The sequence below is a fragment of the Moorena sp. SIO3I8 genome (genome assembly GCF_010692325.1).
GTDB lineage: Bacteria > Cyanobacteriota > Cyanobacteriia > Cyanobacteriales > Coleofasciculaceae > Moorena.
This window is the reverse complement of record NZ_JAAHHW010000154.1, coordinates 1-13,894: the sequence shown is the minus strand read 5'-3', so window position 1 is coordinate 13,894 and position 13,894 is coordinate 1. Positions and strand designations below refer to the sequence as shown.

12 protein-coding genes are annotated in these 13,894 nt (G+C 43.4%); 5 read left to right on the top strand and 7 right to left on the bottom strand.

The genetic code is table 11. The annotated features are described in order from the left end of the window. The 3 genes from F6K51_RS32340 to F6K51_RS32330 all read right to left on the bottom strand — a co-directional run. The coding region (locus F6K51_RS32340; RefSeq protein ID WP_293028567.1) for a hypothetical protein at positions 1-208 on the bottom strand (208 nt) is incomplete at its 3' end. Positions 209-366: 158 nt separating this feature from the next. Beyond that, a complete protein-coding gene (locus F6K51_RS32335; RefSeq protein WP_293028564.1) occupies positions 367-1,908 on the bottom strand; it encodes a DUF1822 family protein in 1,542 nt (513 codons plus the stop codon). 69 nt (positions 1,909-1,977) lie between these two features. Next, the gene (locus F6K51_RS32330) at positions 1,978-3,741 is read right to left on the bottom strand and encodes a hypothetical protein (RefSeq protein ID WP_293028561.1); all 1,764 of its coding nucleotides are present in this window, start codon (positions 3,739-3,741) and stop codon (positions 1,978-1,980) included. A 171-nt stretch (positions 3,742-3,912) separates the two neighbouring features. Here F6K51_RS32330 and F6K51_RS32325 point away from each other — a divergent pair, with 171 nt between their 5' ends. The 3 genes from F6K51_RS32325 (at position 3,913) to F6K51_RS32315 (ending at position 8,391) form a co-directional block, all read left to right on the top strand. Continuing rightward, entirely contained in the window at positions 3,913-5,511 is a 1,599-nt protein-coding gene (locus F6K51_RS32325; protein ID WP_293028559.1) for a gamma-glutamyltransferase family protein, read from the top strand. Between the two features lie 82 nt (positions 5,512-5,593). Beyond that, the gene (locus F6K51_RS32320; RefSeq protein ID WP_293028555.1) at positions 5,594-6,709 is read left to right on the top strand and encodes a WD40 repeat domain-containing protein; all 1,116 of its coding nucleotides are present in this window, start codon (positions 5,594-5,596) and stop codon (positions 6,707-6,709) included. A 209-nt stretch (positions 6,710-6,918) separates the two neighbouring features. Beyond that, positions 6,919-8,391, top strand: coding sequence for an aminotransferase class I/II-fold pyridoxal phosphate-dependent enzyme (locus tag F6K51_RS32315; RefSeq protein WP_293028552.1), 1,473 nt, complete (start codon positions 6,919-6,921; stop codon positions 8,389-8,391). On the opposite strand, the gene F6K51_RS32310 is transcribed toward F6K51_RS32315, so the two are convergent. Continuing rightward, positions 8,388-8,552 carry a hypothetical protein gene (locus tag F6K51_RS32310; RefSeq protein ID WP_293028549.1) on the bottom strand — a complete coding sequence of 55 codons (165 nt, stop codon included), beginning with the start codon at positions 8,550-8,552 and terminating at the stop codon, positions 8,388-8,390. The genes F6K51_RS32315 and F6K51_RS32310 overlap by 4 nt on opposite strands. Positions 8,553-8,799: 247 nt before the next feature. Between F6K51_RS32310 and cbiT the strand changes: the two genes are divergently transcribed. Beyond that, complete coding sequence (cbiT, locus tag F6K51_RS32305; protein WP_075897007.1) at positions 8,800-9,402, top strand: precorrin-6Y C5,15-methyltransferase subunit CbiT; 603 nt, start codon at positions 8,800-8,802, stop codon at positions 9,400-9,402. 91 nt (positions 9,403-9,493) lie between these two features. Continuing rightward, complete coding sequence (locus F6K51_RS32300) at positions 9,494-10,399, top strand: phosphatidate cytidylyltransferase (RefSeq protein ID WP_293028543.1); 906 nt, start codon at positions 9,494-9,496, stop codon at positions 10,397-10,399. 466 nt (positions 10,400-10,865) lie between these two features. Here the strand turns inward: F6K51_RS32300 and F6K51_RS32295 are convergent, their stop codons facing one another. The 3 genes from F6K51_RS32295 to F6K51_RS32285 all read right to left on the bottom strand — a co-directional run. Beyond that, positions 10,866-11,528 (bottom strand): hypothetical protein, encoded by a 663-nt coding sequence (locus F6K51_RS32295; RefSeq protein WP_293028540.1) that lies wholly within the window; start codon positions 11,526-11,528, stop codon positions 10,866-10,868. A gap of 306 nt (positions 11,529-11,834) precedes the next feature. Beyond that, entirely contained in the window at positions 11,835-13,469 is a 1,635-nt protein-coding gene (locus F6K51_RS32290) for a CHAT domain-containing protein (RefSeq protein WP_293028537.1), read from the bottom strand. Between the two features lie 206 nt (positions 13,470-13,675). Next, a partial coding sequence (locus tag F6K51_RS32285) for a hypothetical protein (protein WP_293028532.1) occupies positions 13,676-13,894 on the bottom strand: 219 nt, incomplete at its 5' end.

Below are 13,894 nucleotides of genomic sequence, written 5' to 3'. Positions count from 1 at the left end.
GATGCACTTTGATTCTCCCTTGAGCACGATAGCTTAAGAGCCAACTGTCACACAATTGGTTAATCTGAGGTGCTGGTGGTAACCAACCATCAATTTCTCTAGCCATTAAATTATTTTCATTGGGATCAATCCCAATTTTTAGGATAACTAGAAACCCCTGTTTAAAGTCACCATCGACTATTTTTAATGTTACTAAACTCGTCGTCATTTTTCATTCAGTATTATTTAATTTATTTTTAGTATTTTTTAATTTTATTATGAAAAACGGGGAATTTATAATTATATATTATGCCTTCTGGCTTCTGGCTTCTGCTTTCTGGCTTCTGGCTTCTACATTCTGACATACAACCTTTAACCCAAGATAGGTTACAGGAAAAACTCTTTGGAAAAGCTGGCATCTCCCAGTACCAGTTTTACTATAAACCTATCCCCCCTTTCGCCATTAAACTCTAGTTGGATCCAATTATCAGCACTTCTCGACTGAGCCGACAAGAAAATTTCTCCCTGCTGATCAAGTACTAGCAATTCGAGATTAGGTTTTAGATATTTACTCTTAGTAGGATACACCCGTAAGTGAACATTAATTCCCCCATCTGCTTCAGGTATGAAAGTAACCATAAATGCTACTTTGCTCCCATTCAGTTGCATTTCTAAATCAATTATCTTAACTCGCCTAATCCCAGCTTGGGGATGATTTGGGTCAAGTTTTCCCAAACTGACAGCGGCTTGGCGACGTAAGTCATGATCGTCAGTAGTATTGATCATCTCAGCAAGCAATGCGATCGCCTCTAAGTTACTATGACCAATTTCACCCAATAATTCTATAGCGGGTAAGTTAGTTTGTTTACTGCTATTGGTTTTTAATAGTTTAATAATTGCGGTCACAGCTTCAGGGATATTTTCGGTAAAGGGGGAAGATGCTGAAGAATTACCGTTCAAACTATCTTTCAAACGAGTCGGTTGAGACCGGTAAGCTAAGGTTAGATTAGGGTTACCATTACCTGATCGAATTTCCTCAACAGTTTGCCAACCAGCCTCCAGGAAATTATCCAGCCATGAGAGTAAGTTTATAGATGGCTTACGAGAGTAAACTAGGGAACGTTGTTTATATAATTCCTTGCGCCATTTAGAATTTGATACCAGTGCCTGCCACTTAGCAAAAGGAATATCTAGCCTCGGAGAATAAGGAGTTTCCTGGCTCAATTGCTTGATTAACGTTGTTGCTTCATCAGAGGATAATCTTGGCATTGGCTTTACTAGCAGTTTGGGACTAGGAGCAAGTTCTTCCGTTACCCACATCACATTCAAATCTTCAATTAAATCTACCGCATCCACAGCGTAGGTTTCATCGATGATGTCATAGTTACCATGATCACGTAACTGTTGATAAGTTGTGTATCCCAACACCTGTAACCAGCATTCTTCTAAATTCAGTTGCATCGCCACATAATAATGACTAGCCCACTCAGGAATATCAACCCACTCTCGCGGTACTCGCAACGCTGTAAAATTGATTTCTTCACTAGGAATTAATACCAGTCGCATCTGGTTTAGCTCAACAGCTGTACCATTCACTACGTCCCAGAAACTTGGTAAATCCCCCAACTCTGGCCATACTAATGGTTTGTTTAGTGGTGTATCTAGTGGTTTGTTTAGTGCTTTGTCTAGTGCTGTTTCTAGTAAATTTGGTTCTGTTAAATTTGGTTTGGTTAAATTTGGTTCTGTGTCCAGATAACTTAAAAACGTATTCAGACAGAGACAATTCAGATACGCTCGCCAATAAGCAGCTTGGTTAGAATAACCTTGAGCTTGGGTTTGTTGCCATGCTTGTTCTCGTTCTTCTGGGGAGAATTCTATCAATACTTGGTCTGGGTGTAGGCAAGCTAAATCCTCTAAACGTAATTTCATTGACTCATCTCCTGTTTGGTTAATCGTTAATTGGTATTTGGGATATTTGGTGTTTTAACCTTTCACGTTTCAGATTTCACTTTGCCTACATGGCTTTTGCCTGTTTCCTGATTGGGATTGCTCTAGTAGTGCCTGATTTTGCTGGAGCCACCGCTCAATAAATTTAGCGATCGCTGGCTTAGCTGATTTGAATTTAATCAGTTTTATAGCAAAATTTTTCTCAATCACTACCTCAAATTTTGGTTGAATTAATTCCCTTAAAATCTGGTTGCTGCTAATTAGTTGTTTTTTTTCTATATTACTAAGCTTTGTCGTGATTATTTGATCGACAATTTCATCATAAATTTTATCAATAATTTTAGCAAATAATTCTTGACTATCAGCACTTAAGTAAGATTTGAGATAGTTATTAATATAGTTAGTTTGAGTGGTTTGATTAAGGCGCTGTTTGATGTCTTGGGAGGTTAGAGTTGTGCTCATAGCATCCTGAAAATAAAAGGTTACGACTGCCTTCAAAATCCGTTTAAAATAACGTTGAAACTGGCGAGCCACTTGATATTGCTTTTTCAACCCGAAAAGCTCGATAAAATCTTGTTGATTGATGCCTAGACCAAGCCAAAGTCTTAGGGATTTCTGAGCTAGCTGATCTAAAGCCGTAAATTCTTTTAAGACAATAGTCCTGACTTGATTCAACTCATCCTTTTCTTCCTCTTGGATTACCACCTCTAAAGGATTAGATGCTATATCAGTAATTTCCCCATACTCATCTAAAGATACTGAATTCCTCTGTTGAGACATCCGCACCGCTTGGATGCAAATGGCTAGCATTTCTTCAATGTGCTGTTCGCGTAGGGTGGGCGTAGCCCATGTGCTGATTGCTGTTCGCGTAGGGTGGGCGTAGCCCATATGCTGATTGCTGATTGCTGAGTAACGTACTACTTGTCTTAACCAATCTGAATCTCTTCTTTTAGGGTTATTCCTCTCAAAATCAGCACTTGTTAACTCAGAATTAAGCATTGTAGTTAACCGATTTAACTGCTGGTTGTAACGAATAGCAATTTGGTGAAGCTGTTGCTGACTTAGGAATTTAATTGGGTAATTATGGCGAGGATTACCCTTGCTGCTGGGAGGATACATCTCGTTAAAGTAGTCTTTAAAGGATTGCCAAGCCAGACGATAATATTTTAAATATTGATTAGTGATTCCATAGTTATTAAGTGCTTGCTCAAGTTCGGTTTTATCCAAATATCGCAACAAGCCATAATCCGAAAATTTGATAGATTTTAACCTGAGTTCCTTGGCGACTTGATTTCTAATAATTCGCTTGAGGGCATTGAAAGCATAGGCATTGATAGAAGACTTAGCATAAAAATTAAATCCTCTGAGGAGTTTAGCTGGCTGGCTGGCTGCTTCACTAGCAATGATGAAACATTCTTCTACAGGATAATGTAACGCAAGATTATAAGATTTGCTTAACTGATGAGCGATCGCTTGAGCTGCAGACCAACAAACAAACTGTAGGTAATTGAATAAGAGCTGATCAGATAACCTTAACAATAACAGATAAGCTCTAATCACCACTATCGGAGGATTAGTCATGGATAAAATCCGGTAAATACCAGATGCTTGTCTCAACTGATATAAGAAGCAACGAGCCCACTCGGCTTCGCTCCTGTCTGGCTCAGACTCGACTAGATGTGCCATGAAACCCTCTAATCTAGAATTAGACTCAAAAACCGGATCGATCCCCCTATTACCTTGGCGGTCTTTTAAATAAATAGATGTCGAAAACGGTTTGATACCTGAGTTGTTATCTGAGTTGTTAGTAGGCATTGATTATTTCCCGTAGCTTGTAGTAGCACTTTAGCCTAACTCCTAACTTGAATCCATTCATAGCTCAAACAACTAAGTAGAAGGAAACCTCATTAGTTACTTAGTACCCAAGCTTAGGGGTTATGCAGCTTCTCTATAAAATAACTAGATAATAGTTCACCAGAGAAAATTATGCTCAAGGGTAACTTAACCCATTATCCCTACCCATCAAGACGAAGAGTGGTCATGGGTAATAGATTTGCTGTAGCCACCAGCCAATCCCTAGCCACCTTAGCTGGTATGGAAATGTTTTGGGCTGGAGGCAATGCCGTAGATGCTGCTATAGCCACAGCGATCGCGTTGACAGTGGTTGAGCCTACCTGTAATGGTATCGGTTCTGATGCCTTCGCTTTAGTATGGGATGGGTCACTCCATGGTATCAATGGCTCTGGCAAAAGCCCTCAACACCTGACCCTTGAGCATTTTGCTGGCATGAGTCAGATTCCTGCTATCGGCTGGTTATCGGTAACAGTGCCAGGAGCGGTATCAGCATGGCGTAGTTTGTGGCAACGGTGGGGAAAGCTACCCTTTGAGCAATTGTTTGCCCCAGCGATTAGATACGCCGAAGCCGGATTTCCGGTCTCCCCAGTCACAGCAAGAGCTTGGAAACAAGCGGAAGCTCTGTACCTCCCCCTGATTGGACCAGAGTTTGAACCATTTAAACAGGTATTTTTCCCTAACCAGCGCGCACCAGTAGCTGGGGAGGTATGGGGGAGTAACGATCATGCTAAGACCTTGAAAGCGATCGCAAACAGTGGTGGTGAGAGCTTTTATCAAGGGGAAATTGCTGATGCGATCGCAAACTTTGCGGCTAATACTGGTGGCGTGCTGACCAAAGCTGACCTAGCTACCCACCAAGCTGAGTGGGTAGACCCGATTTCAACTAACTATCGTGACCTGACCGTATGGGAGATTCCCCCCAACACCCAAGGGATGGCGGCCTTAATGGCATTGAATATAATCGAAGGTTTTGACTTAAGCCACTATCCCCGTGAATCAGCCCAAAGCTACCATCTACAAATCGAAGCCATGAAGCTAGCCTTTGCTGATGTTCATCGCCATATCACTGACCCTCGGTTTATGGAACTCCCAATCGAAACCCTATTAGACCATGGGTATGCCAGGGAACGCCGGAAGTTAATTGGGGAAAACGCGATCGCGTTAGCAAAACCCGGTTTACCCAAAGGTGGCACAGTTTATCTAGCAGCAGCAGATGGGGAATTAATGGTATCCTTTATCCAATCCAACTTTCAAGGCTTTGGGAGTGGGATTGTTATTCCTGGCACTGGGATTGCCTTGCAAAACCGAGCCTTGGGGTTTACCCTAGAATCCGGTCATCCTAATCAAGTCGCACCAGGTAAGCGGTCATATCATACCATTATTCCCGGTTTTCTGACTCAAAATGGTCAACCTCTAGGGCCCTTTGGAGTTATGGGAGGTCCCATGCAGCCTCAGGGACATGTACAGGTAGTGGTTAATCTGGCAGATTACGGCATGAATCCTCAAGCTGCTCTAGATGCTCCCAGATGGCGGTTTGTAGATGGGTCACAAGTCCTGTTGGAACAGAGTGTATCCCGTCATATTGCTCTGGAGCTAGCTGATATGGGTCATGATATTCAGGTTATGGCTGATAGCATAAACTTTGGGAAAGGTCAAGTTATCTTGCATCAGTCAGGGGTTTTGGTAGCGGCATCTGAACCCCGTGGTGATGGATTAGCATTAGCAGGGTGAAGGGGTGATAAAAATCCAACTAATGTTTAGTAAAAGATTAATCCCGCTGTTGGCTCTATCTAGCACTACGGTTATCTTAACTATGGCTATAGGGATAGTCTCTCCCCTAACCATAGGACGCTCACATTATCAACAACAATTGCTAGCCCAGTCGTGGCAAGAGGCTCAGCTGACTCAACTCATTTCAGGTCATTGGTCAGATGTTAATTCTCTCGCCATTACTCCAGATAGCCAAACTCTAATTAGTAGCAGTAAAGACAAAACCATCAAGTTCTGGAATCTCAGGGATGGTAGGCTACAGAGGACGATCAAAGGGTTTACCAGAACCCCCAGTGCTCTAGTAATCAGTGCAGATGGTAAACGTCTCGCTGCCGCAACAGAAAGACAGATTAATATCTGGAACCTAGAAACTGGAGCACCACCTCGTACCTTAAAAGGACATAGGGGTATAGTCAGATCAATAGCAATTAATCCTGATGGCAAAATCCTAGTAAGTGGCTCTCCTGACAAGACCGTTATGGTGTGGGATGTCCTCACTGGCAAAAGTTTAGGCACCATTACCGATCATTCCGACTGGGTTACGGCTGTTGCCATTAGTCCCGATGGAAAACATTTGGTTAGTGCCAGTGGCGGGTCAGATCGTTCTATCAAGATTTGGGATTTGTCCACCCTAGAATTGCGGCAAACCATCTCAAAACAACCTGGTCAAATTTCTGATATTGCCATTAGTGAAGATAGCAAGATACTAGTTGCTAGTGTTGATAAAACCGTCAAGTTGTGGGATATCAACAGTGGCGAAGAATTAGCTACCCTCGAAAGTCACTCCGCACCAATTATTACCATTGCGATTAGTTCCGATGGCAAAACTATCGCTAGTGCTGGTAGTGATCAAACTATCAAGCTATGGGATGTAGACAGTAGACAATTGCTGCGCACTCTATCTGGACATGATGGCTGGGTTTGGTCAGTTGACATTAGCCCCGATGGAAACACTCTAGTTAGTGGTGGGGAGGATGGTACTATCAGGATTTGGTCGTTAGTCCTGAATCCCATTAGTTTTGAACAGGAAATCAAGAATCGGGAATCGGGAATCGGGAATCGGGAATCGGGAATCGGGAATCGGGAATCGGGAATCGGGAATCGGGAATCGGGGGAAGTCTTACTTGTAGGGTGGGCAAAAACAGTTTGGTTCAAATGAGTATTAATGAAATGATTGCTTTGCCCACCTGACTTGAATTGATATTTTTTTTACTTGATTATATTATTAGGCCACGAATTCCTTTATTGTCCATGAGGGATATAGTTTTTCGCGATTCCCTTAGCACACTGGTTTTTAATCCCTGCTAACCTGACAAAGGTTTAAAATTGGCTCAATTTTTGATAAGCTAGAGCCATGGGGAAAAATTTGTGAATAATAGACCACCTTCTCAGGAAAAGACACCTTTATTAGACGCTCTGCGGGCATCAGCCCACAAGCCCCATGCGGCCTTTTATACACCAGGACACAAACAAGGCAAGGGAATACCAGAGCCATTAGCGGATTTGCTGGGAAAATCAGTATTTAGGGCTGATTTGCCAGAATTACCGGAGTTAGATAATCTTTTTGCTCCAGAAGGGGTAATCCAAGAAGCCCAAGACCTAGCAGCAGCAGCCTTTGGTGCTAGAAAAACTTGGTTCCTAGTCAACGGTTCCACCTGTGGGGTGATGGCTGCTATAGTAGCCACCTGTTATACCGGGGACAAAATCCTATTACCGCGCAATATCCACCAATCCGCGATCGCAGGATTAGTCTTGTGTGGTGCTATCCCGATCTTTATTAACCCCGAGTACGACCCATCAACTGACTTGGTTTATAGCATAACCCCAACTGCAGTTAACCAAGCCCTGACTGAACATCCGGACACCAAAGCAGTGATGATGGTCTATCCCACCTATCAAGGAATCTGTGGTGACATAAAAGCGATCGCAAAAATAGTTCACCAACATAATATTCCCCTACTGGTGGATGAAGCCCATGGACCTCACTTTGCCTTCCATCCCGATTTACCCCTGGATGCCCTATCAGCCGGAGCCGATTTAACCGTACAATCAACTCATAAAGTACTCGGTGCCATGACTCAAGCATCGATGTTGCACATTCAGGGCAATCGAATTGATGCTCAGCGGTTGAGTAAAGCATTACAGCTAGTTCAATCCACCAGTCCCAGTTATTTACTACTCGCTTCCCTAGATGCCGCACGACAACAAATGGCACTCCATGGAGAACGACTGATGAGTCGTACCTTGCAGCTAGCCCAGGATGCCAGAAGTAAAATCAGCCTTCTTCCAGGATTATCAGTTTTAGAACCGATAAAACCCCTAAAATTCCAAGCCCTAGACCCAACTCGCTTAACCGTAAGAGTGACCGAATTAGGATTAAGTGGATTTGAAGCCGATGAAGTTCTTCATCAACAGCTCGGTGTCACAGCGGAGTTACCAACACTTCAACACTTAACCTTTATCATTAGCCTAGGCAATACCCAAAGGGATATTCAGCAACTTGTACAAGCTTTCACCAAACTTGCCCAAAATCATGACAATTCCTCCACCGAGCAACCTGTCTTCTGTAACTGGCAACCAGCAATCTGCAACCTGCAACCCTTACTTTCCCCCCGTGAAGCCTTCTTTGCTGCCACCGAAACCCTACCGGTAACCGAAACCATAAACCGGATCAGTGCCGAATTAATCTGTCCCTATCCACCAGGAATACCAGCCCTAATGCCAGGAGAACAAATCAAATCAAATACTATTGAATACCTCCAAAAAATTCTCAGCTTAGGTGGTTCAATTACCGGTTGTAGCGACCCCAGCCTCCAAACCCTAAACGTCATCATTGACTAATTAGGTGAGGTACCTCGTCCTGGCTTAATGGGAATAGGGAGTAGGGAGTAGCGCTGCAAAGCGGTATTGGGGGTTTCCCTTAATAGGAATAAAATTGAATGTACCTCATAAGTATGATCAAGGCTATAATATTTGTAAATATTTATGGTTATTTCGTACAAAGGGATGCTAATTTGTAATAATATTGAGCTCCTATTTAGGATAAAAAATAAATTATAAAACTATCAAAAATCGACACAGTAATCGTTTTAGTCGATTACTGTGTCGATTAAACTTAAAAAAATAGCCTAACAGGTAACGAATCGCTGTATTTATAATACTCTTTATGTGTTCTATACCTCAAGTGGTTAGTTTAATAAATCAAAATAACTAAAGGAAAAAAAATACCCCGAAACCTAAATACCACAAATGTCATCCCCAATTTGGCCATACATTACTCCTGGAATCCCAGATCACCTCTTTGAACGCCTACCCGGTATTCCCTTAAGTAAGCGAGAAGTCAGACTGCTGATCATTTCTGCCCTACGACTAGGAAGCCAAGACCGGTTGTGGGATATCGGTGCTGGAACCGGTACCATTCCTGTAGAAATTGGACTACTGTGTCCCAAAAGTGAGATTATTGCCGTTGAACGGGATGAAGAAGTAGCCAACCTGATTCGACACAATTGCGATCGCTTTAATGTCACCAACGTAGAAGTCATCGAAGGTAACGCCCCAGAATGTCTCAAAGATCTACCATTGAAACCCCACCGAGTTTGCCTTGAAGGAGGACGACCAATCAAAACTCTACTCAAAGAAGTCTGGCCCTACCTACAATCTCCAGGGAGGATAGTCGCAACCACCAACAATCTAGAAGGACTCTATGCCATCTCAGAAGGCTTAGCGGAGTTACAGGCTCGCAATATCGAAGTCGTTCAGTCAGCCGTCAATCGCCTAGAGACAAGGGGGAATTATCAAACATTTGCAGCAGTTAACCCCATTTTTATTCTTAGTGGAGAGAAGTTAGAGTAAGGAATAGACCCATTCAGGGAACAAAATTAACAATAATAATATAAATAATCTGTTCTTGTGTCAGAACAGGAGTGTCAAAAAAAAACGTCATATGCCCTGGTTACGGATTTTTAGTGGAATAGTTGCGATCGCCCTGGCGATGGGGATGATCTTACTTGGGGGATGGTATTTTACCATCGGCTTCTGTGTCATTGTCTATTTAGGTCAGTTAGAACTTTTTCAACTAGTAAAAGCGAAAGGCATGGTGCCAGCAACCAAAAGCACCATGTTTGTGTCTCAGCTACTACTAATTACAGCTACCATTTCACCAACCCTGGCTGATGCGGTGTTTCCCATTGCTGGAACATTTATTTGCTTTTACTTACTCTTCCAACCCAAGATAGCAACCATTGCGGATATTGGGGCTTCCATATTGGGTTTACTCTATGGTGGTTATCTGCCCGGCTATTGGGTCCGTCTGCGAGTAGGTTTGACTGAAACGTCCTCCCTAGCTAGAGATGCTACAGTCGCCGCTACCAACCTACCCGGGAGTGGATACTGGTCTAATTTTTCGATAAATCTGAGTCACCTACCTGCTGGGTTAAGTACAACTCTCCTAGCATTTAGCTGTATTTGGGCAGCAGATATCGGAGCTTACACCTTCGGAAAATTTTTTGGTCGCACTCGCCTTTCTATGATCAGTCCTAAAAAAACTGTGGAAGGCGCTATATTTGGCCTTGTCAGTAGTATTGCTGTAGGAATCGCAGGAGCTTGGTATCTGAATTGGCCGTGCTGGCAGTTGAGTGGCATGATGCTCGGAGTAATCATTGGTGTAGCTAGCCTCTTAGGAGACTTAACGGAGTCCTTAATGAAACGGGATGCTGGTGTCAAGGATTCCGGGCAATTAATTCCTGGTCATGGTGGCATTTTAGATCGAACAGACAGCTATGTGTTCACTGCCCCTTTGGTGTATTATTTTGTCACTCTGTTACTACCACTGTTACCGACCTCCCTGTAGTCTGGTTTCAAGGTCAGAATTGGTTCGGTTGATTGATGGCAATACGCAATACATTGATGGCAATACCAAGTTGCGCTACCTTGACTTCGATTGTTAGTTGAGTAGACTAAAAATTTATAGCGGTTTCCAGCTCAGTAGAATACATATTAGCTTCTGGGAAATTCCCACTGCAATCACCAGCTGTATTCGAGAATAAAAACCTGAAAACCGCTATAAAAGTGCATTCTGGATTGGGTAGACGGTAGAAAACACACATGAGCAGATGGGAGTAAATGGTGCTACATATCAATGCAACTTGGGATAACTATCATGTCCGGATTATAATTAATGTAGGCAAAGACAGAACCAGCAAACGGTTTTTTTGGTTCAAACCCAGCTTGGTGCTAATCACTAATTACGAATTACGCTAATCACTAATTACGATACTAATTAATTAAGATGATTAGTGAGATGATTAGTGAGATGATTAGTTACTAGTGTGATTGTTGAGTTCGAACAGAGCCGAATGAGCTACTTCTAGGCTTAGGCGGACTTGTTCTATAGAAGACAAAGAGTGCCACTGTTCAGATTTAACTGAACCACTGACATTCATGGAGTCTGAGCTACTGCGCATGGCGTAAGCCCACGGACGAGCTAACACCAATAGATCGTCTTCTGTCCAGTTTTGTAACAATGGCTTGACACAAAGCACAAGTTGCTCTGCTAAGGACAAGTTCTTGTGAACAACCTCTTGAGCTCTCGAAGCGATCGCTTCGAGCCATTCTGGAGGCATGCAAGAAGCACATCCGTTAGCTAAAGCTGCCTTCAACGAGTCAATGGTGGATTCGATGCTCGATTCGATGGTTGATTCGATGGTTGATTCGAGCGGTAATTCCCAACACTGATTTAGTCGCTGAAAAAAGGCAAGAGATTCCTGAGCAATTTCCTGGTGATCTTGGATTTCGTCCAGGTAAAAACCTGCTTCTAGCTTAGCAAAATAAGCTTCTGCTTCTGGATGAGTTGGATCCCAAGGATAAAACTCCTCTTCTGGCTGTAATAGTAATTCTAGTAGTTCTTCTTGGATTTGAACCGAAGTATCCTCAAAATATGATTGTTGATGTTCTTGATATTGAATAGCTTGGCTGTTCATAATGCCCCTCCTGTTTGGGTTAGTAGATGAAACCTGACATAAAATAGCTACATCAATTTTTGAGGAAGTTCCGCAACAGCTGAAAAAATAATCTGGACTTCTCAGCGCGTGTTTAATTCCCATGGCAACACCACTTTCGTTCCTCAACTTATGTGTGATCTATGTGAGCTATTGAGAGAAGCTCTTAGGTAGACAGCCACTAGTTGCAATTTGACTCTAAGCAGTGTTTAGCGTGAAACTTCCATTGTTAACAGCATAGTTAACAGCATAAGCTGCACTTTATCCTCGGCACGAGGATAGTCCGACTCAAGATTCTGGGGAGTCAATAATAAACTCGAAGATCTGACCACGAGGACCACCAAACTTAAGCTGAATACCCGACCTTAGCTGAACTTCCTGATGATGAACGGTTTTCCAACCATTATCGATTAATATTCTCGTCCCATTACGAGAAAAATCCCTCAAGAAGTAAGTTGGATCCGAGCCTTGGTCAGTGAAAGCATCACGGCAGATAATTTCAGCATGTTGCTTACTAACACAAACTTCGGGAATCACCAAATCGTTGTAAGATTGTAGGCGTCCCACTCGCATCACTCCACCTCGAATCGGCCAGACCTGATCGGTTTTTCCAATCGAACGCAAAGATGCCGTTGGGGCAGGACTTTCAACCCAGCTTGAGGTGATGGTGGGCAGTTCTGTAATTCCTTCTCCCACCGGTTGGATTAATTCCCCTTCAAACTGAGGATGCATATAAAGGATAGGCAAGGTCCAGGCTGGTTGGTTAAACTTGTAAAGGGTCAACAGGTGCTGTCTGGCCACAGCTACAGCATGGTCAATGGGCATCCGCTCTGCCAAGGCTTGGGCGAATGCTTTAATAAAACTCACGGCTTCTTGGTCAGCAATGGAGTCCCGCATCCCCAAAACTGCTGGAACACCTTGGTGAATGAGCACCTCAGCTAAACTACTACGGGGAATGGTTTGGGAATTCACTTGGTCAGGTTTGGCACTCCAACAGGCATTGAATACAGCTAAGGTAACCTGGGTGCGCACCAGAACCTGAGCCAATTCCGTACCACTAATTTTCGCATCCGAGCGTAAAAATAGCAAACCTCCGTCTGGTGCGCTTTCACCATGACCGGCATAGAATAGGATGTTATAGGCACCGGTTTCCAGTGCTTTAATCAGTTCAGCTGGTGTCGGTTGTATTAGTTTTGAGACGTTGCAGGTAACTGGTGGAACGGATTGGTTCCTAGAAGTTTGAGCGGCTCTACCAGCTTGAAGGGCATTTACCAAGGTAGCCGCTTCTTTTTCGAGATCCAAATTGGTAGTCGAACCATTAAATTTTTGAACCTTCTCTCCTAGAACTAACAAAATATTGAGAGCCTGGTGGGAGCGCAGGGGTTCGAGGGCGTCTACATCACTAGTTGTGCGGCTAAACAGGATTTGCTGAGAAAGGGAAATTGCCTGTTTACCCGCCATGGGTTGTATAATTTCCCAGGGGAGGGGAATGAAATCTGGAGCGCGGACTTCCAAGCGCAGGCGAAGGGGTTTATTTTGTCCCAAGGCAATGCCTTGACTTCGTTCGAGGGCATTGCGAATTGAGCCTTGAAACAGCCACTGCCACAGGTCAATGCCCAAACCTTGCATCAAACGACCACTGTAGCTAATCTCCGGACCTGTAGCACCGTTTTGATTCTCTGAGAGCAAAGTTGTGGGATACTGGTTGTGATGACCACTAATCGGCACATGGTTTGAAAATGGGGAAAACATTTCCTGCCAAGCCAGCCATGACTGAGTCATGTATTCAGACCAAGTAGAATCATGATGAACCATACCCCCTGGGTAAGGAGCTTTCAGCACCCAGATAGCCAGGTTTTCTCTGCCAGCGGCAGATAGACGAGCGATCGCTAAACTGAGGCAAGGATTTTCGATACCAGACATTAAAGGTTCATCATTATAGGGAATATACCGATGTTTTGATCACTCTATCGAGTCTTGGGTGGTATTGGCGCTATCAATAATGAGGAATTGGTCATTAGTAGGACATCATTAGTTTCCAGTTCTTAGTTGAGGAGTTGAGTGGTTAGTCAGAATCAATGGTGATCTAAAAATTAAAAGCGATAAGCTAATAACTAATTTCTCAAGACTTAGGGAGATTCAGGAGGTTTAGGGGTACTAGACGGAGGCGTCTTTGTCTGACATTGAGTGGCGTGTTTTGGGGTTGGTGTCAAATTACGATCCATCATAGGTAAAATCTCCTTTTCTCTTATCCACCCTTCCTGTCCCTGTGACACCAAGGTAGCAGAGGGTTTAGTCTGCTTAGAGTTTAATGGTACTGAGGATGAGCCAACTTTGGGGGAGCTAGC